Here is a 24,034-nt window from a genome sequence, read left to right on the forward strand (position 1 = left end):
ATTTTAGCAGTTCGCGCAGCAATGGTTTTCTACAAATTTATATTCAGACACTCTCTATAAAATCCTTTTCTAAGCAGGTATTAGGTCATGGTAGACAAAATTGATAAATCGTTGGGCTGTATTTCTTTTGTTTTCGATATCATCGCCGACCCAAATATGGTGTTCTGGATTCAAGTCTTCGCGCCATCTATGTAGCTCTTTCCCGATAACATCGGAAACAACGCCATGTTCAACCATCCCATTAATACGACTACTTAGGCTATCATTTGCTATTCCTCGGTCACGCAACTGTTTACCAAACCTTAAACTAATCTCCATTTCCAAAAAAGAACGTAACGAACATTCCCAATAAGGTGCACTTCGTTCTACAAAGTTTATGATTTTTTCTCTGTTCTCTTCATGAGCAGTACGAACAAATTCATCAAAATTGCCTACTTTTAAAGAGGATGTTTCGTGGTTTTTAGTAATTTCTATTAGCTTGATACGATGATTGTTACCAAAAGTATAAGTTTTGATGAACTGCGCAAGCCCTTCTCGGTAGTGGCTAAGCAAAATTATCTGCTCGCAACGCTCAGACAAGTTGACCATTTCTCTATGGGTTGCGGAAACTCGGTGATCGTCAAAGGATGTGACGGGGTCATCAAATACAATGACGGTCTTTTGTAAGTCCTCTTCATTCATAGCGTCCAGAGATGCTAAAAATACTGATAACCCTAACGCGCGGCGGTCTGATTCACTGAATAATTTATCTAAGTCCACCTCTGGTATATCTTGTTGATGAAATTTAACTTTTAAATGATAAACAGGCTCGTGACCTGACGTATCTAGTTGCCGTTCTAACAGAAAATTTTGGCTACCTAATTGGGTGAAATAATGATTGATCGAGCCAAAGTATGTCTCTAAATATGCATTTTGTTCAGTGCTCAATTGAGTTTCTAAAGCTGGTATGTCTGCCTTAAATTGCTCAATAGAGGCGTTTAAGGCTATTAGCTCCTCACAATGAACATTTTTTTCCACGCGAGTTAACTGTTTTTCCAATCTGTTTGTTTCTTGAGTAATTTTGGACAGTTGTTCTTCCAAATATTGGGCATCTAAATGCTCTTTAAATTCGCCAATTGCCTGATTACATTGCTCGACCATTCCAACATATTCGGCTAATTTTTCGTCTACATCGCTGATATGGCCTAATAGCTGCGCAGAATCTAATTCGTCAACTGTTTGGTGAGGTTTGGCAATTTTAATATTGTACTTTTCTATAAAGGCAGCCCTTGTGGAAAGTAGCTCTTCATTAATTACAGTGAGTAAGCCATCTATACTGTCACTTAATGCTATCAACTGCTCGCGTGCAACCTTATAACCAATTATATCTGGGTACGTATCCCAAGTTTGTTTGTTTCTATCTATTTGGCGAGCAATCCGAGTGAATGCCTGACTGTCAAAGCTGGCGGATAAACGATCTAATTCTTGTCTGACAAAGGACTCGTGTCGATCAAAAGCTTCATCAAAGTACTGTTTATAATCGTCAATTAACCTTGTCGCATCATCCGAAAGTACTTGTCCACAAAACTGACAATTGTCACCCTTACCATATTTAATACCTTGTTGAAGCCAATGCTCACTGCCGTGCGCTGTCGCTAAGTGCATTTTAATATGAATCTGTAGTTGTTCTTTCGCCTGCTCATGATGTGTATCTAAGCTTGTGGAGTAAACTTCATTAATCTCATTAATATTTGGCACAATGTCAGCATAGTCTTCCTCGATATGCACCAATTCTGCTCTGGCTTTCAACTCTTCTAGACCGTTATTTTGTGTTTCCAAACGATATTTTTCTTCATTTAACCCATCTCTTTGCTTTCGGGTTGCTTCAATATCGGCAGGTAAGGCAAGCACTAAAAAGCTGTCTACATCATCAACGCTACTAAAAACATCTTTAAGCAAGGTCTTATAACGTTGTGAACATCGTCGTTTATTTTCATTTAATTCCTTTATTCGACTAGCAAGCACAACTCCTTGTTCACCTAGTATAAATTGGCTGAAATTAACTTTGGTTTCGCGAGTAAACTTACGCGAGGTAAATACATGATCGTGGTAAAAAGCGTCGTTGAACGTTTTGAGTCTGTGGGAATCTCGTAATCGTTGCTGCCAAGTGTTATTTCTAAATAAACTCAATCCTTGCCCTTCGTTTTCTCCTTCGGCTGCAAACTTAAACTTGATTGTCTGGGCATCACCATCTTGTGGAGCAGGGATTGATTTTCTGGCAAGTACAACATCATGTTGATTCTTTTCTAGTGAATAAAAAATGTCACCCAATGTTGATTTACCATAAGTATTGCGACCATATATCAGAGTGATTTTTTCAAATGGTACTTTGCTAGCATTGCATTGGCTAAATGTTCCAACATTTTTAATTTCAGCTATACGGCACAACATAATCGTTCCTTAATTAACTAGTAAGCAAAGTTCCGTACGTCAACCAACAGGTCTTTGACTTGTTTGTTTATTCGTTTATTAAACTCAAATTCGATTTCATCATCACTCAATTTGCTGATATTTACTTTAAAGTAATCAGCTAAAACCGTTTTTTTCTTGGCTAAGTCATACTCATCGAAGTTTGGAATATAGCTAGTTTCATACTTTCTGAAACTGAGTTCTTTAAATGCACGAACAAATTTCTTTGGTGTAATAGTTACGTTAAAGCGTTTTACCAGCTTCTTAACGTAATGATCTAAAGTATGCAGTAAAGCTTCATCATTAATCTCCGAAAAGAAAAACAGCCAGCCCTTACTCTTGTTGTCATAAATACAACCTGTAATTCTTAGGTTCAGTCGCCACAACAGGAATTGTTCACTTTTTTGCTTAGAATGTTTATAGCTGGTAAATATCGAGACCAAAGATGCCTTTAATTTTTCAATTGTTCCTGTTCGAGCGCTAATGAGGTCACCGACAAATTGATAGCCCAGATAGTCAAAGCGTTTACCTAGCCGAGCAATGGTAGATTTATCAGGCCGTTTTATAGGGTCATACATTTTTAAACCTATATTAGAGAACTGCGCTCTTACATCTTTTGCTATTGCCTGTGCATTATTGAAGTCACAAAAAATCATGACATCATCAACATAACGGTAATATTTTATGTTTGGATATGCTTCAAATCGTTTATCGATGTTTATGAGGTAAATGGCAGCCAAAATATTAGAAATGGCTAAGCCTTGAGGTACACCCCTACCAGAAAGCTGGTCGGTGCTTTTTGAAAAACTAACGGTTGGTGAAGTGATAGCAGAAAAGAGTACATCTTTAATTTTATCATCTCGGATTTTTCTCCCTAATCTACTGCGAAGTTCTTTATGTTTTATAGAGGGGTAAAAATTGGTTACATCGAGCTTGATACAACCGGTATAGGTGTCGGAAGTAATATCTTGTTTTACTTTTTTTATGATTTTCTGGGGAAGATTAAACGTTACAACATCGGCGTATATTTGAGTTAAAAAATCACACATTGCACGAAGGGCAATACGGTCTCTAACCGTAGGTATTGATATCTCCCGAGGCGCTTTCTCTCGACCTTTACTAACCAGCTTTAATTTATATTTCGTAAATTGGTAAGTACCAGCCAACATCTTGCGCGATAAAATAGACACTTGCTCATCAAGCTGTTGTCGAAACGCATACTGATTTAAATTATCTATGCCAGTAGCACCTGAATAAACTATGTGCTCAGAAAATATGCGTTTTAAGTTAGCTTCGGAAAAATGTTTTTCAAATTGCTGCTGTATTGTCACGCCAGTTTTTCCAACAACATAAACAAGCCTAATGGAGCCGCGTAAAACAGAGTTAAAATACAAAAACGATAGAACTTAGATTTAGTAAAATGAAACCAATGAAAGTTCGTTGGGTGTGGGTTCACTTTGGTTTTGTCTGCTGTAGTCAAATATGTTTCTACCAAGGCATTTGTATGATCAACAAACTTGTGATTTTCACAGCTATTTAAAATTAGTTCATAGTCTTGGGCTAACTGAGTTTTTTCATCAGTGCTGTCGGCTTGACGATGTAACAATGTATTCAATGCTTCGTAGCATTCTTTTACTTTATCTGCTCTGCTTTTAAATGAAAAACTACCAATAAAGATCGACACACAAAGCAGCATAACCGAATAAACAACCCAAGAAATTCCTGCTACATCTGAGTTTGGCTGAAATTTTACGTAAAATATGGATGCAGCTACACCAACTAATGAGTACCAAAAAAGCAATAACTGAGAATGAAAATAGGCACTTAAAAGCCTTTTTTCGAGCTGTATTCTTGCTTTCCTTGTCCACCAAACGTTATCTGAAAAAGCCATTTTTACGTTCCTTAATTAAGATGTCCTAGAGTGTCCGTAAGTTACATAGATTAAACGCCCCTTGCGGGGCAAGTTGCCTAACACTCTTACAAAATAGAAAGGCAACTAAGAGACAAGCTCTTCAATATTAGTTGCACTCACAAGTGAGTGGAAAGTCTTCTCCGAAGCAAAGACAAACACACCCTAGGACAAAACTGCTTAGACTAGTATTTCCCCCGTCTATTAATAATCGTGTTGTTATAAAAATCAGAAAAATTATGTACCTAATCAATGCTAAATTATTATAATTTTTTGTACGTCTACATTTAAGAGTATTGGAAAACAGTATTTGGAACAAGCAAGCTTTTTGTTTTAGCAGCGGTTAGTTAGGTTTCGCATTTATCTTTAGTTCATAAAGTTATTTCTGTGGCGGAGATGTTTTTGAGTTTTTATTATTTTTTCTTCTCGACTTTCAGCAAAATAACTTTGCTTAACGAATGCCTGAAACGCTAACGTATTGTTGTTAAATGCCTTTAGAAATAACTCAAATTCAATCAATTTTTCTTCTGTGATTCTCATTGCGCCAATGTCAGGTAAATTGTAAGTTTTAAAATTGTAGTAATGCATGAGTCCCTCGTCAAATATGACGTGTGTTGACAAGTGAAATTTATTTGTTACGATAAGCTTCAATTCGAAGTGAAATCCAGTTCAACCTCTTATTTTCATTAATAAAAACCTTAAATAATTACATATTTTAGTTGTTTGTAGTTAGTATTTTCTGTTGTTTTTAACGAATTTATTGGCTTTACCAATAACTTTTCATGGTTTTTATGCTTTTCCTTGTTATTCTCGTTATTCGAGACTATTTTCCGATTTGTAGCCACTGGAAAATAAGTTATGAAAAATGAAAGTTCACCGAAAATTAAACAGCCAACAGTCACTGAGTTAACTGAAAATAAAATTGACGATTATGTAACCCGGAGAGAGTTCGAAGGTAAATACATCCCGTATAAAACTGCTCGCCAATTCTCAAGTAATGGAAATGCCTCAACTGAGCAACTTAGTCAAGATGCACAACGTCATGAATACTTTTCAGACATGGAACGGCATTTTGGATTGACACTCAGTTATTTAAAAAATGTCTCCAAGGTAAAGACGCAATACCCTTTAATCGATGTTGATACAACATTAGCGGTTGCAACTCGTCTTAATATCGCCCATCCCCGTTTTGCGCCAAAACGTGGATTGGTAAAAGATGCTAATCAGGGGTATCAAGCGTCTATCATGACTACAGATTTTTATTTTCAATATGTCGATATTATGACGGGTGAAATAAAAAAGATTGCTGTCTCGTTAAAATACAATGATGAAATATTAATTGTAGATGGTGGTGATACGGTTATTGGCCGAACAAGAGATAAGTTACAAATCGAACAAGTTTATTGGGAATATGAAAAGCAGCAAGAGTATAGGTTAATCACATGTTCACATTGGACATTGAGTCCGAATTTAGTAAAAAATATTGCAATAGCTAGAAGGCATCGTGACCTTGATATCCCTCATATCATTCTTAAATCTTTTCAAGTTCATTTTTTAGAATCCCTCACTGGTAGAAAGCGCCATCGACTGGCAGATTTGGTTTTTCTGGTATCCAAAAAAATGACTATCTCGTTTGAAAAAACATATGGCGTGTTTTGGTATCTCATCTGGCATAAGGGCTTACAGGTAGACCTATTCCGTCCGCTTGCAGACGCTAGTTTCGTTTTTAATGCAAAGGAGGATTACGCATGGGAATGGTAGGTCTTCTGACAGAAAAGGCATTTGATTATTCAATTAACGAAATCATAAAAGCTAAAAATACAGACGAAAAAGAACTCGAATATACGGTTGCGTATACTTTTCCTGAATCAAATGTAGTTGCGCTATCTCTACAACGTAAAAAACCTATTAAGCCTATTCTGGTTAAAGTTGGCGATGATATCGAAGGGCGTGCATGGGATATGTTTGAAAGAACGCCTAATACGTTTAGTACGTCTGAACACTATTTGTCTGCCACAGAAAGTCGTGTAGCCACGGCGTTTGATAAATATTCAAAAATAAAACCACTAATTGATTCTGATGACATAGAATTATATATCAAAGGCGATTTATCCAGAAAATCTTTCGATGCTTACGCAGAGCTAGCCAATATAGCTCCTCAGTCGTTATATAACTACCTCAATCAATATTTAGCATTTGGCTCTCATCCTTTAGCGCTATTACCACTAAAGTATCTTTGTGGAACTAATCGAAAGTTACCTTTAAATATTGAAGAGGCTGAGGCGAAAAGAGCTAAACGAGGTGGAAATTTTATTGGCGCAAAAGGCGATTCAGATGAATATTTAAGGCGAGATGCTACGCAAGAAGACATCGAGCGAATTAAAAAATTTATAAAAAAATACTTATCTAGAGTTTCTGACCACAAATATACTTCATTACATAGCGAGTTTTGCCAGCACTTTTGTTATTCAACGACTGTCGTGTATGGACATAAAGAGCGCTATCTTGACTTTCGTAAGTTTATTTCTATTGATCAATTCATTTATCATTTTGACAAACATGTTGATTGGAATAAGTGGGCGGAGCTTAAAACGAGTGTAAAAGCAGTTCAAAATAACCAAGACATTAAACGCGGTAAAGCACAAGAAAACTCTATTGGCCCAAGCGACACTTATGAAATTGACGCCACTACACTAAATATTTACGTGGTATCGAGAATCAACAGCAGGGGAAAATATACAGATAAAGAGGTGCTTGGTCGCCCTTACTTGTACTTTGTAGTTGATACCTTTTCGGGGATGATCGTAGGCTATTGCATTACGTTTAAGCGTGGCGTTTCTGCGGTTAAACAAGCACTTTACAATGCTTTTACAAATAAAGTCGATTTTTGTGCCAGATATGGAATTCAAATTGATGAAGAAGATTGGCCTTGCCAACATGTTTGCGTACGATTGTTTTGCGATAGAGGGGGGGAATATACCACTACTCTTTATGACGACATGTTGGCAGCGGATTTACTGCTAGAAACGATTACCTTTTCGATTTCCTATTTGAGCAAAAGAAAAGGAACAGTAGAGGTGAATTTTGATTCTCAAGACAAGATTCTGTTTCAGCGATTGGAAGGGAGTGTAAAGCCTGATCCTGCAAAAGATGCCGTTCACCCTTCAAACTTCGCTATACATGATATTGATTCGTTAAATCGGCTAATTATTGAATCGATTTTGTCGTTTAATCGTCAAAGAATGAATCACACACGGTTACAATCTTTTGATGTGTTTGAAGGAGTTAAGCCGACGCCTTTAGCATTATGGAATAAGCACATTTCTAAAAGAATGGCAGGTGGGAATCGTCAGCCCAAAAAACTAGTGATGTACGCGATGTTGGAACAAGAGGAAGCAAAAGTATCCCTCGACGGTATACTCATTTCATCAAGTGAGCTTTTATATAGAACATCTCATAAAGGCTTCCAAGAATGGCAACAAGAGATCGGCTTTCGCGGTCAGGCTAAGCCTTCAATAAAAGTGCGTATAAACAAAGATGACCCGCGTTACGCATGGTACTTATCAGAGAAGTTCGGCCCCGAAATCATAGAGTTTACACTGGCGTCACATGATGAGAGGTTTGAAGACTTAACTGCTGAAGAAATTAAGCAGCAAAAACAAATCGAAAAGCAAAGGATGTCTATCAATCGCAAAGACCGAAGAATGGCGAACGTTGCCTTACAAGCATCAATCGCTGAAGAACGTGAGTTATCAAACGAAAACACTTCTACTAGACCCCCAGATCGCAAAGGCATAGTCGCCGGAATACAGGAAAACTTCAAGCAAGCACAGAAATCAGAAAACGCCAGAGATGTTATCGAAACTCGCCGTGTATTTGGCTCCAGTGCAATTGATTCATCCGCAGATGACCTTGATACTCCATCGTCAAATAGCGAAGGAGGCAGTGATGACTGAAGCGAACCTTCTGCTTGAACAATGGATTGATGATAATCCATTTATTACATCGCTTCAGATGCTGAAACTGACTGAATCTGAATTGATATCTCGACTATCGGCAAGGGACGATATTACTCCCAATTATTCTGCATTACCAAACAGTACCAAACGTATTGGTTTGGCTAAACGATTTTATGTTCCGCCAGAGTATGCATTTGATTTGTATAATCAAATTCATCACATGATCCTTATTGGTTATCTCAATCGCCACCCTAAGACAGACGATTACGATAAGTATCTCAATTTAGTTGAAAACGGCGAAGTTTCGGTGAAAAACCTACCCGCACCAAATGCTCTACTAGACGCAGGAACTGCCATGCTTTGTATGGGGCGCTCTGGGCATGGTAAAACTACCGTTCATGATAAAATGTTAGAAACGCTTAATCCTTTTGGTAACTTTCATCCTCCTTCTGAAAACACTGGATTTAGACGACTACCGCAAGTCATGTTCGTAAAAACTTATATTAAAAGTGCGACAAGTAAAAAAGCTTTCTTAGTTTCGATTCTTAATGCCATCGATAAAAAGCTCAATAGTCATCTCACTGCAAAGCTTCCAAGCAGAGACACTGTTGGTGAGCAGGTTGATTATGTCATTAAAATATGTCGAATGGTTGGCCTTGGCTTACTTGTAATAGATGATATTCAATGGGTTTTAAATTCTAAAACTACGAAGGATAACAAGGTTGTTACTAATGTTTTTTTAGAAGAATTTTACAACGATTTAGGCGTGCCAATGATATTCATTGGTACACCTGAAGCTGGAGACCTTTTCAGTGCTCCTGAACAGAGCGAGCAGTCTGAAAGGCGTTTAATCAGTGATGGCAAGTTTGTTCTAAGTGACCACTTTATTGAACACCTAACATGGAAGACAATGGTTAAAGCCTTAAGCATGAACTTTTTAGGTCTGAGCGAGAAGTTAGTTGATAAGGAGTTTGAACATGCAATTTTTTACTATTGCGAGGGGAACATAAGCAAGTTGAAGCGTCTAGTAAATCATATATTAATTGCGAATTTGAGTATGACCAAGAGTAATCGATTTAATTCTTTGTATACAGCGCATGCGGCCACTCACATACGCAAAGAATCGATTAAACCAAAGATACCTACAGTTGATGTCACGCCAGCCTATTCTGCGGAAAAAACAGCGCAAATAGATGATAAAAATACGCAGAAGAAGGACTCAAAAAACCAAGAACGAATTGATCGGATAAAACGACTTCAAGCCCTAGATATGGGGGACGAATGATCTCATGTTGAACACCAGTCTTTCATCCATACTGCTAGAGAATATTAACATCAAACCCGGTGAGTATTTTCCAACCTATTTCTATCGACTCGTGGAGTATGCAGACTTTTTTGCTCCAAAGGAATTTTTAAGTCTTTTTCAAATATCAAGTCCTCGTTTGATAGGAGAGACCATGCCAAGGTGGGCAGTGAAGTTTGCCGTACAAGCCTATGGAAGAAAAAGATTCGAGGATGTATTGACTGATAATATGGTGGGCAAATATTGGCAAGGATTCGTCTCTCGTGATGTATTAAATGTACATGTGAAAAATCAATTGAATGACAAGGCAACGGGACGCGTACTGTTTAATGCTGAAAAGCTACTAATGCCTTACCACTCTCTAAAATACTGCTCAAAGTGCCATGATGAAGATGTAAGAGCCAAGGGCTTTGTTATCTGGAAAGCAGATCATCAAGCAATGTCAGCTTTTATTTGCCATCAGCATAATACAGCGCTGAGCCAACGTTTAGTGAGCGAGTTTAATGGGTTTGAATGCTCAGGCGATTTTTTTGATAAATCTTCTTTTAGCACCCCTCATATTACACTTTTTCACCGTTGGTTTGATTGGGAAACTAAGCTGCTGATTAGAGGAGGTGTTGATTATCAGCGGGAGCAAGTCGAACTTCACAAGCGTGTGTTTATGGAGAGTAGCTTCTATTCCCATTCTCCAAGTAAAGTGAGCGTTGCTCTTAATAAGCAATGGCAAAGTGCACTTTGTAAGTACTTAATTATTTTGTTTCCAAATTCACAGTGTTCTGCCAAAACCACGGCTAATAACAACGCATTTAAGGCCAGTGCCATTATGTCGGAAGATGGCAGTATTCATCCTTTTATGTTTTTGCTATTCAAGTTTTTCTACCTATTTGAATACCAGCCGTGAATACTTCTGTTTACACCCCACGCATCCAGCAAGATGAAACTTTGTATTCATACATTGCTCGTTGCCATTTATTGTGGGGTGGTTCAAATCATCGACAGACTTCAATGGACTTTTTTGGACGTAAAGGCGTTTGTTTGAATCAATGCCTACCTACTGAAGTGAGCAATATAGCGAAGCATGCCGATTACCCAGTAGATTATCTCTTGAGTAAGCATACCTTCTTACCATTGTTTGACTTGATGAGTGCTAACTCGTCAGATTTAAAGCAGGCAATGTTGAGATGCGGTGGGTATACGCTTGCGAATGCTTCAGGTGTGTCTCAACTAGGGAAAGCGGATCTTATAAATTCTAAATTCTGCTCCAAGTGCATAAAAGCCGACCTTGAGAAAATTGGAGTAGGGTATTGGCATTTAATGCATCAATTTCCCGGCATAAAATGTTGTCATATACATGGTTGTTGTTTGGTTGAAAGAAAAATAAACCCGAGAGTTTATGAGTTACCTGAATTACCTAAAAATGAGAAGCTAACTCTATCCCCAGAGATTCAAAAATCGTTTGCTAAATATGTGGTTTCAATGGCAATCGAGGCCGAAGTAGGTAACTCAATAGATGTTCCACTTGTCTCTGCGAATCGTATTGATGCTTTGTTTCGCAAAGGGGGGCATATTGATATGCAGGGGCTATTATTTTTAATTAAATCAATCGAGGTAGGGTTAGGACTGCCGAGGTTGTTAAATGAATCATGTGTCAGAAACATCCTTAATGACGAAACGCATAATGCACACCCACTTAAAAAATTACTACTACGTTTCGTCATTGGTTTTATACCAGAAAGCCACCCTGCTTTGGATGAGTCTAGAACGAACGGTTTGGAGCTAGCTAATCGCGAAGCGCGATGCCTTAAATTACTTCAAGAGTATCACTTCAGCATGCGAGAAATATCGCGCCGAGTAAATATCAGTGTTAGCGCTATAAAGTCATTGGCTAAGCGGCACCATATTCGCCTAGATGAGCGGCGTCAGTTCATTACCGCTGATATGGAGAAGCAAGTCGTTCAAGAGGCTATTGATGGGCAGCATCGCAGTGATATCGCTATAAAACACGAAATATCTGTGGGGGCTGTCGAGCAAATAATAGAATCAGTTGCAGGGTTGTCTTTATGGCGACAGTATTTGCGAATGTATGATAAACGCAATGAGATGCGGGAAGAATTAACCGATACCCTAAAGCGGTTTCCTAATGCATCTAGAAAGGCTATTAGAAGTCATGCAAATCGAAGCTATATTTGGTTGTTTAAGTTCGATAAAAAGTGGCTGAATAAAGCTTTACCACACAAACAACCATACCAATATCACGGTTATAAACTTTGGGTAAAAAGAGATGATGAATTTCTGCCAAAGCTGACATCTTTTCTCAAAGATCAAATCAAAAACACATCTGCTGCTCCAACACTAAAAGCAGTTGATAAATTCTTTGGCAGTCATGGTTGGTTTACTCGCTCAATTGAAAAATTGCCCAGATGCAAAACTGCCTATGAAGTATTTATAAAAGATTTTCACAAACAAATTTAACCCCGTTAATTTACAACACAGAGGTAGCGAGCATGAGTGACACTGTTAAAATTAAACTTGATAACTTCTTAATCCAAGAAGCTGAAAAAGCATTAGAGCAATATCCCAAAACGGCCAGTGAGCAAATAGAACGCTGGTGTTACATTGGTATGGCCGCTGAAAAGTATCTGACTGGAGAGGAGTTAATAGCGTTACAACTGGGTAACGGAAAGGTGGTTTTAGTACCAAAGGCGTGAATGAATTCGACCTGTCCAAATGGATTGATAATTAAATTGCTGTATAAATAAACATGATATAATCCCTTGGTGTGAAGGAGGTGAGTTGTAGGTTGCACTGCAATTTCTTGACACGACTAATTTTAATTCAATTTGAGGTACTAAAAATGGCTAAAGGTTCCAGTATTAATGGTAATGCAGACGGTAAGAATGGAAGCAATAAATCTTATTCTGTTAAAGGTCGAGGAAACGTTTCACGTCCCAAGATGGTGAAAGAAGTTAAGCAAGGAAAACACTCGGATACGCATGTGCTAAAGGTAAATGGGGTTGAATACGCAAGAAATAACCCTAATCATAATAAACCAGATAATATTGATGATTAGTTAGCTACTGCGTAATTCTAAAGGAGCGTATGCTCCTTTTTATTTAAAGATAGTTGCCATTAAGACTCTATATTGTTAAGTTGTGTTTAAGCTTTATCACAGGCTAAGCAGTCTGATAATAGTATTTACGCGTATGACTTGTTAAGAGGAAGCGCGAGGCTGGCAGCCTTTCTGTTAGGTACAAACCTCTACGGGTGTATGGTGATAATTAATTGGGAGTAATTCTTTAAGGATACTCTGCTCGCAAACAGACAGCCCTTATCTGGCGTGCGACATCAATTATTTATTGGATACACTATGCCTGTAAAAAACTCATGTCCCAAAAGCCAATCTCTTCAACATTACAAAAATATATCGTATGAAACTCTAGCCGCTAGTTGGTTGCTTAATGACGGCTGGGACGTATTTATGCCCATGATTGATCATGGTTTAAAAACTGACTTCGTTATTTCAGATGGCGATACATTTTATCGAATTCAAGTGAAGTCGATACTGTCTGAGGATGAAAATACCGTCGTTGAAAATAAGTGGGGTAATGCCAGTATTGATTATGTGATTTATTTTTCTAGGACTGGAAATTGGGGGTATATCACCCCACCATTTAAGCAGAACAAGAAGAGGCTTAATTCAACTGGTCATATTAGGTTTCACCAACACCCTAAAAACTTTGTCAAAGCGTTTAACCTAGTTTAATCAGTCTGTTGGACTTCTGGCTCGTTTGCGAACATTCACTTGTTGATACTGTTATTGGGTCGATGAATGATGTAGTTTGTGATTGTTTAAAATAAGTGGTTGTATTGAACCATCATGAATTTATTAGGATAAAGGTTGTTGTAGCGATGCCAAAAAGAACGAATGATTTTCAGAAACTGGTTTTAGCTATAAACAATCATTTTGCCTCTGAGTCGGCAAAGGTAACCGAATCTGCCATGTTATTTGATCCAGAATCAGAGCAAGACAGAGAGATTGATATTCTTATTGAAGATGAAATCGGGGGATATCATTTAAAAGTTGGTGTTGAATGCACTGCTATTGGAAGACCATTAACTGTTGGTAAATTAGCCGAGCTTGTCGATAAACACAAAAACGTCGGCATTAACAAGACTGTGATTGTCTCTAGATCAGGTTTCGCTGGTAGCGCGCAAAAAAAAGCAGAAAAGCTTGGCGTCGAGCTAATAGCATATGAAGCTGCAATGGAGAAGGACTGGCCATTAGACTTTAAAGTGATGTCAAACATAAAACCTGTGCATGTTTCTTGCGAGTTAATGCCAGATTTACCTCTGGCTCTAGCCAAAGAAAGTTCATTGGATGGATTCACAAATGGTGAAGATTATACGGTGGTTGAGCATCACAAGCCCGTCTCCCAATTCTTATTTGAGTTGTTAAGCTCTAAAACCGGAGGATTAATGCTACCTCCTTACTTAAATACTGAGCATGCTGAAAATGAAGGGGTCTCTTTCTCAGAAAATTGGTCATTTGCCCCTCCAATTACATTGAGATCTAAAAATGGAAAAACTGCAAAAATAATAGGTGCCAGCCCAAGTTATATATATCGTCGAACAACCCTCGTTGGTGACCTTAAGGCTGGTATTTACAATAACCGAATGGTTGCTTCCTCGGTGCTCAAAAGTAATGGCATATTTAAGGAAAGTCGATTCACTATATCCAGTGATACAAATCAAAATGGCCAAAGTGGATTTTCTCTGAGCTTGTCTCTCGATACGGACTAGTCGTATTCCAATGAGTACTGGAAATACCTTTAAACGCCTAAAAGTCGTATATTGATAACGGAGTAGATAAATGTCGATATGTAGATTAACTAGTTAATCGTCAATTTTATATTTCCCGAAAACAAAAATTTAACTAATTCTGACAGACGTATAGGGGCGAATAAGAGACTTTTAGACTTTGTTTCATTTAGGTCTATTGCCACAGAAAAGCAGCAATCGACACAATTAACGAATACATTTGTCAACCGTTAGCATTACTTAGCGAATAAAGTGCTATTCAAAAAATGGAACTTGAGATGAAAATGACAGAAGCAGAAATTAGGACTTTAATTGCCCAAAATATAAAGGGGTTTGATCCGAAATTGGAAGTGATTGAAGAAGAATTTAAAGTTGAAATGGATGATGGAACGAGAGGGTTTATCGATATTCTGGCTAGAGATGAATTCGGATATTTGACAATTATTGAACTTAAGAAAAGTAGAGTTAGCGAGAGAAGTGCTATTCAACAGTTATTTAAATATTCAGCAATGCTAAAAGAGTATTTGAGTATTTCTCAAGAAAAAATTCGTCGAGTAATTATTTCAACAGACTGGAGAGAACTGAAAGCTCCTTTCGCCGAATCTTCGGCTAATGCAGATTACCCAATAGATGGTTATAAGTTAAGCATCAGTAATGGTCAGCTAAACTATGAAAAAGTTGTCCTCGCGACGGAAGAGATTGATAGAGATCCTGCTATCAAATTTCACCTTTTTAAATTTTCCACTCAGGAAGATAGAAACAAAGCATTGGGAATGATAGAGGAAATATCTTCAGATATTACAGAGCTTAATCTACTTGTTTTTAAAATTGAGCTTGACCAACCGAAATCTGAAAAGTTCTTCGTTCATTCGAACTACGGGTTTGGATTGATAGTTACATTTTTTGCCTGTCCTTATGAGAAGGCATTAGAGAAGTTGAATATAGAACCTATAGACTACATGCCTTATGGTAGTATTCACTGCTCAAATAATAAACTGTTAGTCTCCTTAGCTTTTAATGTTAAGTTTACCCGCTCATTAGCAAACATCATCGACTATCGCTACGAACTAGAAAATCTAGATTCTTTTAGTAATTATCTGAGTTGGTACCCAGTTGATAACAATTACATCTCATTTGGAAAGATGTTTAGCAAAGCATCTATTTTTATGTCAAAAGATGATGTCTTGCGCCACGCTAATGGTGTCAGTGGTTTGCACTCATACTATTTCTGTGAGCGTTTTTCTACTAAAAACCCAGCTGATTCTATGGTTTTTAGAAAAAGCTTAAGCAACTTCTTAATGTTTAACAAAGAATGGTTGAAAATTACAAATTACCTTCTCAATAATCTTAGTGACGATGATGACGTTACTGTTTCTATTTTTAACCCATTAAATGTCATAGCTCTGATTCATGATTATATTAGCAGTAAAGAGTCATTGAGAATTCCAGAGCTACATATCGAGATAAAGAAATCTAGTGGTGAGATTGAATCTTATAGGGGGGCACTTATGTGTGAAGGCAGAGGCATTTTTTCTGGTGTTATAGATAAGATTGAGGAGACCTATGGAAGTATAAAAAACTTCAAATTGAGGTTGCTTAACCATAAAACACCAAACAAAGATGAAGACTTATCAACAATATTGGGGCTAAAGCATTTTGTAATGAAAGACGATAAACGATTAATTGTAGGTGATGGTGTTCTAGAGTTAGCCGATATAGACCTAAAAAAGGTTGGGTTAAACGTGTTTTTCTTAGATAACATTCAAGTAATTGATGAGGTTGCTCGATTATATGATAAACATGGGTTAAGTCATGGCATCGTTCAATTTTTTCCAGAAGAGTTTTAACAACGCTTGCAATATTAGAAATTAATGGGGGAAGAATAGACTTTTTCTATTTATGTTACTAGGTGAGCAATTGATTGCTTGTGTGACATACAAGACAAAACTTATCATTTTAAACATCTTATTTAAAAAACAGGGGGTCTAAAAGTGCTGTCAAATAAGGATGCTATTAAACATCTAATTTCCGGTAAACATCTACGTTGCTCTTTAGTTTATTTTTTAGAAACGAGCTTAGGCTCGTTTTTTTATGGCTACGCCACTTATGCGCTGACGCTTACTGGCATCCATGCCTTTTTTCAAACGAATCCCTTCGTTCAACTTACTTTTTTACTGCAGCTAAAAAAAGTAAGCAAAAAAAGCCGCTCGAGGGCGATGCTCTTCATCCGATTATATTATGAATTAAGCAGGTCGTGATGATCCGCTCCCGGCGGTACATCACTTAATTGGCTATCCATGCCAATTACCCTACTGAATTCACAATATAATCAGCGAGCCTTGAGTCGAGGGGAAGTTAAAAGCATCGGCGTTGCCGACTAAAATAGACTGAATGACGATGCGTTAAATAAAGTTGTATTTAATATTCAGGGTTGGTAGTATTTTTACCAGTCTTTGTCACAGGCAAACATGTCTGATAATAGTATTAATGCATATGACCTCTTAAGGGGAAGTGCAAGGCAGGCCGCCTTTCTATTAGATACAATCCGTTATGGGTGTATGGTGATAATTAATTGGGAGTTGCTCGTTATGAGGACTCTGATCGTATACAGAAAGCCATGTGCTGGCATACGACATCAATTATTTATTGGATATATCTATGCCTGTAAGAAATTCAAATCCCGCAAACCAATCCCTTAAACATTATAAAAGCATGTCATACGAAACATTAGCCGCTAGCTGGTTGCTTAAAGACGGTTGGGACGTATTTATGCCGATGATCGATCATGGTTTAAAAACCGATTTTGTTATCTCTGATGGCGATGATTTTTATCGTATTCAAGTTAAGTCGATAGAGTCTAATGAAGAAAATGTCTTCGTTGAAAATAAGTGGGGGAACGCCAAAATCGACTACGTCATTTACTTTTCTCGAATAGGAAGTTGGGGATTTATCACACCACCTTTCAGGCAAAGTAGGAAACGCCTTAATGCTGTTGGTCATGTCAAGTTTTACCAAGATCCTAAAAATTTTATGAAAGCGTTTAATAGGGCTTAGCTGCATCTTTAATTTTTCTTCTTCGGTTTCAATCGAAAATTACAATGAGTGTCCTCGTAAGTAATCACCAAATTAAAATGGGTGTCTTTGTAAATGTTTTGGTTTAGCGATATTCTTCCAACACTCGATACTGGTGAGGCATTGGTTGTTGGTGATGCTTGTTTGCTGCCAAGTCGAATTCGCATTGATGAACCTATAAATAAACCTAATAGCGGTACTGTGAACTTTTGGGACGAGTGGCAAGAAGCAACACCCGCTAACAGATTAACTACTGCAATTGATAATTGGCGTAAGCAAAATATTCAATAAAGAAATATTTACACAGTAATATGAATAAGGTTCTAACTTATATTTTGTTTTTACCCTGGGCGGTAGCGCAGTTTTTTGAATGGATTAATCAATAAATATTATTAAATTTATTTAAGTATATTGTTGGCTGGGAAGCTGCGGTAAAAATTATAGGAGTAATAATTGAACTTAATTTACTTATATATTAAAAAGCACAAAGTTCTTGAACAAGAAGAGATAACATTAACTAGTCAGTACACTGTAGCGTACGATAATAATAAATTTGAAATTAAGGACAGCCAGTTAGAATCGGACTTTTTCACAGAAAACTTGGATATAGTTGCTCTGTTTGGGAAGAATGGTGCGGGTAAGTCCACAGCTATTGATGTAGTCACATCTATATTAGGCAAAAAGGAACTTCCTGATGCTCAATTTGTCAGTATTTACAAAATAGAAGGTGAATTTTTTTATGACTTTAAGGGCGATTATCGACAATCAGAAGTCAATGTTTTATATAAAAGTAAAAGAGTCAAACATTTAAGCGAAATTAACGGTTTTGATAAACGGCAAAATATTATTTTTTTCTCGCATCACGTAGAACCTCTAGCGAAAAAGACAATATATAGAAGTAAGGGGCTTTTCAACTATTTGGATTGCTCTAACCAAAAGTATGTATCTAAATTAAATAATAAAAAGTTTCAAAACGAAGAAATACGAAAAACTTTTAATTTATTAAAATCTTATTCTGATTTCAGTGTTCATGAAGAATATGAATTTGATAAAGTGCCTATGAATGGCGAATTTAGAGTAGAAAAAGAACTGTCAAAGAAACTAAAATGTATATTCTCTTCATTAATCAAGTCTTCTAACGCGTTAGGAGTTGAACCTTCTGGATTACTGCCTAAGGATACTGTTCACTCTTTAATTGATCTTGCATTACACTTTGATGTCAATATGTACGAAAATGAACCACGAAGTATCGTGCATGGCGAAGGTCAAATTGATATAGAGAATGAGCCTTCCGTAACTTTTGTTAATTTTTTAAATACAGAATTAATTACGAAAATTATTGGTTCTTTATTAGAAAACCGTCAAAAAAGGCTTTTGGATATAATTATCGAGTTTGAATACTTAGTAATTGAAATTGAAAACCTACATTCACGCATTCAATCTGGAAATATTGATAAGACACAAAAAGAATTCGAAAGATTTTTAGCCGTTTTTCTAGAATACCTAAAGGGACGGTATAATAGTGATAGTGCGCAATTTACTATAGATCAGTTTTCTTCATATACTAATGACTTTGACATTAAGGACCATCGGCCAGATTATGCCGACAATTACGAAATTTCACAAATTTCAGACTATGTTGAAAAAAGTATGTACAAGCAAAATAAACCACTTAAAAAGGTTAGATTTGCTGTTGAGACATACGATGAATTTGTTGGTCTTAATGAAGTATTTGACCGTTATAAAGAGTTGTTTTCTGAGTATGAATTTAAGTGGAATGGTATTAGTTCAGGACAAAACTCAATTTTAACATTGTTTGCGAGAATATTTGATATATACAAAAAATTCAATGAGGTAACCATCTTTATTGATGAAGGAGAAATACACCTTCATCCAGAATGGCAAAGAAACTACATTAATGAGTTAGTACGCTTCTTCTCATCTACCAACACAGAGCAGTGTAAAATAAAGTTAGTTATCACCTCTCATTCTCCTTTTGTATTATGTGATTTACCAAATGAATCTATAAATTTTATCGGGGAAAAAGATAGACTTAATACTCCAATGTTCGCATCAAATATTTATGATCTATACAACAAGGGCTTTGGACTAAAAAGAACTATAGGCGAGTTTTCACATACAAAGTTAAAAGAAACTATACAGTCAATTAAGAATGGTGAATTGAGTTATAAAGAAATTTTAAAGCGTTCAAACTCTATCGGAGATCTTTTTGTAAGTAAAATGATTAAAGATTTAGGTGAGGAATATAATGATTAACATAGCTCAATACTTTACTGAAGAGAAAAGAAACTCTCACATCAAAGGTGTTATAGGCCATTTAAATCGTAAATTTCTTCACACGGCCGTTCGTTATAAAGTAAAGCCCAAATATTACTTTGAAAAACGATTTTATAAAGCACTGTTAATAGATCGAGAGTTTTTAAAGCGGATTATTTTCGCTACCTATGATGAAATAGAGTCTTTCGAAAGCTCCGATTCTTATAAAGCACACAGATTGTTTTTCTTGCTTTGTCTTCCTAGTGAATTACGAAATAGTGAACCGTTTAGTACTCACTTTGGACTTGAATCCAATTGTTTTCCGAGAGAATTGATAGGGCAAAACATAGAGGAGATTAGTGCGGAAGTTCGAGTTAATTGTAAGAAAGTATTTGACTATGGTTCCTTTAGCAAGATTAGTAGAGCTGAAATTTATGACCGTGGTCAATGGAACGCATATAACTATTTAAATGAATTTATGCCGAAGACATGTCCTTATTGTAATATTCAACTAATCACAAGATTAGAAGATTGCTTAGAGGATGGTGGCTTGCATTATGAAATGAGACCTGCACTAGATCATTTTCTAAGTAAAAACAAATTTCCTTTTTTCGCACTTACAGTTTCTAACCTAATTCCGTCTTGTAAAGAGTGTAATACTGACTTGAAGCTAGAAAAAAACTTTAAGGACCCCAGGCACATTAACCCTATGGGGCAATCATTTGAAGGTATAGCTAAATTTGACATTAAGTTAAGAGATGATTCCGATATATTGCAAGCTATAGAGTCTATTTATAACTATGGTGAACTAAACACAGGTAGTATAAAAATATTTTTAGATACAACAGATACGGCAAGCGATCAAAATATTAGTGATTTTAATTTAGAAAATAGGTATAACAACCACATAGAAAACGTAAGGTTTTTTTTAGAGAAACTACCAAAGGTTGCGAAAGAAAAGATTAAATCCTATCAAGACCTATTTGAGATTGATGACTTTGAAACAGCATTACAAAGATTTATTGAACATTCGTTAAATCCAGAAGATCACAAGGACGTTATTTTTTCTATATTTAAAAGGGATTTGATTAGTAAGTATTGTGATTTATAGCTACTCCTTTAACTGCGGGGTCAAAACACAAGTACAAGTAAAAGGGGTCAGAGTCATTTTAAGTGAACTATACTCTTATTTATTAATAAACAATTAATTATCATGGCTGTCCTGTTAATTGGTCCGCAACGGTAAACCAGTCCTGCTTGCGAAAAGCGGTGGTGAGGCGGCGAAGGATCATGGTGTAACTCCCAGCTTTACTTGGTGTTCATCAATCAGACTGAGGATGAGCTTGTGTTGCTCAAGAATAGATCTGAAGCCCTCCAAGCGCAGCTGTCCATAAAGCGCTTTGTACAACATAATATTCTTGAAGCGCTGAGACCTCACCAAGTCAGAGCTGTATCCGGCGCCGGGCTGCTTAGTGACCCAAGGCAATCGATTGTGTATAGAGCTCAAATCAAGCATCAGAATATTGTCGAAATCGCCTTCACCGATTAGAAGCGGATCAACAATTCTGTACGTAAATTGAAAGTCTTCGTTTTTGTCTACCTCTGCTTTGTCGATTTTTGCACTGAGGTCTTGTAGGGCCTTAACGAGTTCGGAGCTCTTTATCATAGACATTTGTCCCGAGCTTTTTAAGGTCTCGAATGTGGTCTGGTTGAGATTGGCCCGCTCCAGTGAAAACAGGCCGTCTGCGATGAGCTTATCCAACTCATCTGATTCCATCACGGCTGCTGGTTCGGCATGGAATGTATAGAGTGCCTGACGTGCATTTTGCTGGCGCTGTAAATTGGCAATAGAGTCGTTCAAAATGCGAATGGAAGATTCTACATCTCGCTTCATGGAACTGAGATATCGGACTTCTTGAACGCGTTCAGCGCGATTCTCATTCCAATTGGTGATCTGAAAAGCAATCAGAATTCCTACCACTACAATGACAAAATCAAGCCCAACGGCGAACCAATTTTGGTCTTTAATGTGTTTGGTGAGGCGGCGTAAAATCATTGAGTGACTTCCGTATCGTTAACAAGCTTAGGTGAGAGTACCAAGGCGCTAGGTATCGTAAAAATAAGATGGAAGTAAGGAGGGTAAACCATCTCGCTGTGCTAAACAATACATCTTGATTTCGCTAGGGCACTAGAACAAAAGGTAACGTTTTTGAAGTGTTTAATGCTGTGCTTTGTTCGCTTCGCGCTGTGGACTTGGCCATCAGAAAAAGGGGTCGTATCCCATTACGTTCGACTGTTAGGCCGGCCCTGCTTTTTATGACCAAGAAAATGGCGTTTTTAAGGAAGTAAAAGGGGTCAGAGTCATTTTAAGTGAACTATACTCTTATTTATTAATAAAAAGAGGTTGGTTTCATGGCGAGAAGGCTGCGAGTTTCTAGTGCGGGAGTGCCCGAACACATAATACAGAGAGGGAATAATCGTCAGGCGATATTTGCTTGTGAAGAGGACATGCAGGCTTATATTGGTTGGCTCAAAACGTATTCTAAGAAATATAAAGTCAGTGTTCATGCATGGGTGCTGATGACTAATCATGTTCATCTTTTATGTACGCCAAGTAGCGCTGATGGTATTTCGCAGATGATGCAATCTCTTGGGCGAATGTATGTGATGTATTTTAATCGTAGTTACAAACGAACAGGTACGCTATGGGAAGGGCGCTTTAAATCTTGTTTGGTGCAAGAGGAAACCTACCTTATGCAAGTTTATCGTTATATAGAAATGAACCCTGTGAGGGCATCGATGGTCAATGAGCCCGCCGATTATTTTTGGTCAAGTTACCAATGTAATGCACTTGGAAAGAAGAGTGACTTGCTAACACCTCATTCTATTTATACCCGTCTTGGTAGAAACCCAAAGGAGCGCCAGTTGGTATATCGAGGGCTGTATACAGAGCAAATAGAAGGTAAGTTGTTGGAAGATATCCGTCAAGCCACCAATAAGGGATTAGCTATTGGTAACGATGACTTTTTTGCGGATATTGAAAGCCTTACTGGGAGGCTAGTTGTTGAAGGCAAACGGGGCAGACCAGTAGGGTGGCGTAAGAAGAAAAATGATTAAAAAAAGTATTAAAGTAACTCTGACCCCTTTATTTCAGTTGTTGGAAGATATCCGTCAAGCCACCAATAAGGGATTAGCTATTGGTAACGATGACTTTTTTGCGGATATTGAAAGCCTTACTGGGAGGCTAGTTGTTGAAGGCAAACGGGGCAGACCAGTAGGGTGGCGTAAGAAGAAAAATGATTAAAAAAGTATTAAAGTAACTCTGACCCCTTTATTCTGACCCCTTTATTTCTTTTTGGTTACTTTATTCTTAGCTGCAGAAGAAAAAGTAACTGGCTTGAAGGGATTCAAGACAAAAACCATCACGACGATGGCGCGCAGCGTGCTCTTTGTATTTCACACTAAAAAAGCCCTGCGACCTTTAGAGTCAGTATCTGATGTGCATTAGGCACATCCCTGTGTCTAAGCCTTAGGCCAGCCAATGCTGTGGCAATCGGCTTTCCTGTCTATTTGTTGATGCTCACTATAATCTTAACTGCATGACCAAAAACGACCATCATTCTTGACCATTTTTTAAGAAATATAATTCAGTAAAACCCATTTTTACAAATTCGGCATCTCTAAAATTTCTTACGGTGGCTTTGCCTTTACTGATTGAGGCAACTCGCTGCTCAGTTTGCAAAAACTGGGTAAGGTCTACTCCTTCAGCATCGGCCACTGCCTCATGCATATTTTGATAGCGGCTGTAAGAAAAGCTTATTTCCTTTGCCACACCATTAAACTTATAACGTACTTTATGGGCCATTTTATACTCTCGAGGGTCCATCAATTGCGAAAACTATTTGACCGCCATTATAAACTCAATAAGCTTAACAAAAAATATAAATGTCGGGGTCAGAACAAGGTTAAATAAACCATCGGCTACACTCAAGATTTGGTTAACTCAGAGATAAGGAAATCCTATGAGTCGTTTAGCTCGTATCTGCCCCCTTGGCATTGCCCAGCATGTCATTCAGCGGGGAAATGACCGTCAAATTTGTTTTGGTAAGGGAAAATGGGTCGTAAGGGAAAGGAACTGTTATCGGCAATGCCAACTGAAGTTTTGGTTGGCATCGTTATTCATCTAAATTGACCACTTGTTAGTTATTAGCTAAAAAAATTGACCCGAATAACACGTTGCATTAAGCT

The 24,034-nt window shown here is 37.4% G+C and carries 21 protein-coding genes; 16 read left to right on the forward strand and 5 right to left on the reverse strand.

Annotation, left to right across the window (positions count from 1 at the left end; genetic code table 11):
* Positions 1–69: 69 nt before the first annotated feature.
* Genes GARC_RS16130 through GARC_RS16140 form a run of 3 tightly spaced genes read right to left on the reverse strand, consistent with a single transcriptional unit; the run spans position 70 to position 4,339 of the window.
* Positions 70–2,430 (reverse strand): AAA family ATPase, encoded by a 2,361-nt coding sequence (locus GARC_RS16130; protein WP_007622099.1) that lies wholly within the window; start codon positions 2,428–2,430, stop codon positions 70–72.
* A 17-nt stretch (positions 2,431–2,447) separates the two neighbouring features.
* Entirely contained in the window at positions 2,448–3,779 is a 1,332-nt protein-coding gene (locus GARC_RS16135) for an RNA-directed DNA polymerase (RefSeq protein ID WP_007622101.1), read from the reverse strand.
* A complete protein-coding gene (locus GARC_RS16140; RefSeq protein ID WP_007622103.1) occupies positions 3,776–4,339 on the reverse strand; it encodes an SLATT domain-containing protein in 564 nt (187 codons plus the stop codon). Before GARC_RS16140 ends, GARC_RS16135 begins: the two co-directional genes overlap by 4 nt.
* Positions 4,340–5,215: 876 nt before the next feature.
* Here GARC_RS16140 and GARC_RS16150 point away from each other — a divergent pair.
* The 14 genes from GARC_RS16150 to GARC_RS26015 all read left to right on the forward strand — a co-directional run bounded on the left by GARC_RS16150 (position 5,216) and on the right by GARC_RS26015 (position 20,897).
* Positions 5,216–6,118 carry a TnsA endonuclease N-terminal domain-containing protein gene (locus GARC_RS16150; protein WP_007622109.1) on the forward strand — a complete coding sequence of 301 codons (903 nt, stop codon included), beginning with the start codon at positions 5,216–5,218 and terminating at the stop codon, positions 6,116–6,118.
* Positions 6,106–8,313 (forward strand): transposase, encoded by a 2,208-nt coding sequence (locus tag GARC_RS16155; protein ID WP_007622110.1) that lies wholly within the window; start codon positions 6,106–6,108, stop codon positions 8,311–8,313. Before GARC_RS16150 ends, GARC_RS16155 begins: the two co-directional genes overlap by 13 nt.
* Entirely contained in the window at positions 8,306–9,601 is a 1,296-nt protein-coding gene (locus GARC_RS16160) for an AAA family ATPase (RefSeq protein ID WP_007622111.1), read from the forward strand. The genes GARC_RS16155 and GARC_RS16160 overlap by 8 nt, the downstream gene beginning before the upstream one ends.
* Before the next feature lie 4 nt (positions 9,602–9,605).
* The gene (locus GARC_RS16165; RefSeq protein ID WP_007622112.1) at positions 9,606–10,520 is read left to right on the forward strand and encodes a hypothetical protein; all 915 of its coding nucleotides are present in this window, start codon (positions 9,606–9,608) and stop codon (positions 10,518–10,520) included.
* On the forward strand, positions 10,517–12,091 hold the full coding sequence (locus GARC_RS16170; RefSeq protein WP_007622113.1) for a TnsD family Tn7-like transposition protein: 1,575 nt from the start codon (positions 10,517–10,519) through the stop codon (positions 12,089–12,091). Before GARC_RS16165 ends, GARC_RS16170 begins: the two co-directional genes overlap by 4 nt.
* Positions 12,092–12,123: 32 nt before the next feature.
* Positions 12,124–12,327, forward strand: a complete 204-nt coding sequence (locus GARC_RS16175) for a ParD-like family protein (protein WP_007622114.1) — start codon at positions 12,124–12,126, stop codon at positions 12,325–12,327.
* Positions 12,328–12,473: 146 nt separating this feature from the next.
* Complete coding sequence (locus tag GARC_RS16180) at positions 12,474–12,689, forward strand: hypothetical protein (protein WP_007622115.1); 216 nt, start codon at positions 12,474–12,476, stop codon at positions 12,687–12,689.
* A gap of 297 nt (positions 12,690–12,986) precedes the next feature.
* A complete protein-coding gene (locus GARC_RS16185) occupies positions 12,987–13,382 on the forward strand; it encodes a group I intron-associated PD-(D/E)XK endonuclease (protein WP_007622116.1) in 396 nt (131 codons plus the stop codon).
* A gap of 104 nt (positions 13,383–13,486) precedes the next feature.
* Positions 13,487–14,419: a restriction endonuclease gene (locus GARC_RS16190; RefSeq protein ID WP_153810950.1), complete on the forward strand. Its 933-nt coding sequence runs from the start codon at positions 13,487–13,489 to the stop codon at positions 14,417–14,419.
* 296 nt (positions 14,420–14,715) lie between these two features.
* The gene (locus GARC_RS16195; protein ID WP_007622119.1) at positions 14,716–16,284 is read left to right on the forward strand and encodes an endonuclease NucS domain-containing protein; all 1,569 of its coding nucleotides are present in this window, start codon (positions 14,716–14,718) and stop codon (positions 16,282–16,284) included.
* Between the two features lie 811 nt (positions 16,285–17,095).
* Entirely contained in the window at positions 17,096–17,491 is a 396-nt protein-coding gene (locus GARC_RS16200) for a group I intron-associated PD-(D/E)XK endonuclease (protein ID WP_007622121.1), read from the forward strand.
* Between the two features lie 93 nt (positions 17,492–17,584).
* The gene (locus GARC_RS16205; protein ID WP_007622123.1) at positions 17,585–17,800 is read left to right on the forward strand and encodes a hypothetical protein; all 216 of its coding nucleotides are present in this window, start codon (positions 17,585–17,587) and stop codon (positions 17,798–17,800) included.
* 162 nt (positions 17,801–17,962) lie between these two features.
* The gene (locus tag GARC_RS16210; protein ID WP_007622125.1) at positions 17,963–19,786 is read left to right on the forward strand and encodes an AAA family ATPase; all 1,824 of its coding nucleotides are present in this window, start codon (positions 17,963–17,965) and stop codon (positions 19,784–19,786) included.
* The gene (locus GARC_RS26015) at positions 19,779–20,897 is read left to right on the forward strand and encodes a hypothetical protein (RefSeq protein ID WP_007622127.1); all 1,119 of its coding nucleotides are present in this window, start codon (positions 19,779–19,781) and stop codon (positions 20,895–20,897) included. The genes GARC_RS16210 and GARC_RS26015 overlap by 8 nt, the downstream gene beginning before the upstream one ends.
* Before the next feature lie 177 nt (positions 20,898–21,074).
* Here the strand turns inward: GARC_RS26015 and GARC_RS16220 are convergent, their stop codons facing one another.
* Positions 21,075–21,842 (reverse strand): DUF6090 family protein, encoded by a 768-nt coding sequence (locus GARC_RS16220; RefSeq protein ID WP_007622129.1) that lies wholly within the window; start codon positions 21,840–21,842, stop codon positions 21,075–21,077.
* A 356-nt stretch (positions 21,843–22,198) separates the two neighbouring features.
* Between GARC_RS16220 and GARC_RS16225 the strand changes: the two genes are divergently transcribed.
* Entirely contained in the window at positions 22,199–22,903 is a 705-nt protein-coding gene (locus tag GARC_RS16225; RefSeq protein ID WP_007622131.1) for a transposase, read from the forward strand.
* Positions 22,896–23,090 (forward strand): hypothetical protein, encoded by a 195-nt coding sequence (locus GARC_RS26945; RefSeq protein WP_007622134.1) that lies wholly within the window; start codon positions 22,896–22,898, stop codon positions 23,088–23,090. The genes GARC_RS16225 and GARC_RS26945 overlap by 8 nt, the downstream gene beginning before the upstream one ends.
* 312 nt (positions 23,091–23,402) lie before the next feature.
* Here the strand turns inward: GARC_RS26945 and GARC_RS16235 are convergent, their stop codons facing one another.
* Entirely contained in the window at positions 23,403–23,651 is a 249-nt protein-coding gene (locus GARC_RS16235; RefSeq protein ID WP_007622136.1) for a DUF2960 family protein, read from the reverse strand.
* Positions 23,652–24,034: the final 383 nt, after the last annotated feature.

Origin of the sequence: Paraglaciecola arctica BSs20135, from assembly GCF_000314995.1 — a bacterium.
Lineage (GTDB): Bacteria > Pseudomonadota > Gammaproteobacteria > Enterobacterales > Alteromonadaceae > Paraglaciecola > Paraglaciecola arctica.

What these genes read in the sequence shown, in the direction of transcription:
- GARC_RS16130 (WP_007622099.1), bottom strand. Translation starts at nt 2,430, where the DNA reads ATGTTGTGCCGTATAGCTGAAATTAAAAATGTTGGAACATTTAGCCAA.
- GARC_RS16140 (WP_007622103.1), bottom strand. Translation starts at nt 4,339, where the DNA reads ATGGCTTTTTCAGATAACGTTTGGTGGACAAGGAAAGCAAGAATACAG.
- GARC_RS16150 (WP_007622109.1), top strand. Translation starts at nt 5,216, where the DNA reads ATGAAAAATGAAAGTTCACCGAAAATTAAACAGCCAACAGTCACTGAG.
- GARC_RS16155 (WP_007622110.1), top strand. Translation starts at nt 6,106, where the DNA reads ATGGGAATGGTAGGTCTTCTGACAGAAAAGGCATTTGATTATTCAATT.
- GARC_RS16160 (WP_007622111.1), top strand. Translation starts at nt 8,306, where the DNA reads ATGACTGAAGCGAACCTTCTGCTTGAACAATGGATTGATGATAATCCA.
- GARC_RS16165 (WP_007622112.1), top strand. Translation starts at nt 9,606, where the DNA reads ATGTTGAACACCAGTCTTTCATCCATACTGCTAGAGAATATTAACATC.
- GARC_RS16175 (WP_007622114.1), top strand. Translation starts at nt 12,124, where the DNA reads ATGAGTGACACTGTTAAAATTAAACTTGATAACTTCTTAATCCAAGAA.
- GARC_RS16180 (WP_007622115.1), top strand. Translation starts at nt 12,474, where the DNA reads ATGGCTAAAGGTTCCAGTATTAATGGTAATGCAGACGGTAAGAATGGA.
- GARC_RS16185 (WP_007622116.1), top strand. Translation starts at nt 12,987, where the DNA reads ATGCCTGTAAAAAACTCATGTCCCAAAAGCCAATCTCTTCAACATTAC.
- GARC_RS16195 (WP_007622119.1), top strand. Translation starts at nt 14,716, where the DNA reads ATGAAAATGACAGAAGCAGAAATTAGGACTTTAATTGCCCAAAATATA.
- GARC_RS16200 (WP_007622121.1), top strand. Translation starts at nt 17,096, where the DNA reads ATGCCTGTAAGAAATTCAAATCCCGCAAACCAATCCCTTAAACATTAT.
- GARC_RS16205 (WP_007622123.1), top strand. Translation starts at nt 17,585, where the DNA reads ATGTTTTGGTTTAGCGATATTCTTCCAACACTCGATACTGGTGAGGCA.
- GARC_RS26015 (WP_007622127.1), top strand. Translation starts at nt 19,779, where the DNA reads ATGATTAACATAGCTCAATACTTTACTGAAGAGAAAAGAAACTCTCAC.
- GARC_RS16220 (WP_007622129.1), bottom strand. Translation starts at nt 21,842, where the DNA reads ATGATTTTACGCCGCCTCACCAAACACATTAAAGACCAAAATTGGTTC.
- GARC_RS16225 (WP_007622131.1), top strand. Translation starts at nt 22,199, where the DNA reads ATGGCGAGAAGGCTGCGAGTTTCTAGTGCGGGAGTGCCCGAACACATA.
- GARC_RS26945 (WP_007622134.1), top strand. Translation starts at nt 22,896, where the DNA reads ATGATTAAAAAAAGTATTAAAGTAACTCTGACCCCTTTATTTCAGTTG.
- GARC_RS16235 (WP_007622136.1), bottom strand. Translation starts at nt 23,651, where the DNA reads ATGGCCCATAAAGTACGTTATAAGTTTAATGGTGTGGCAAAGGAAATA.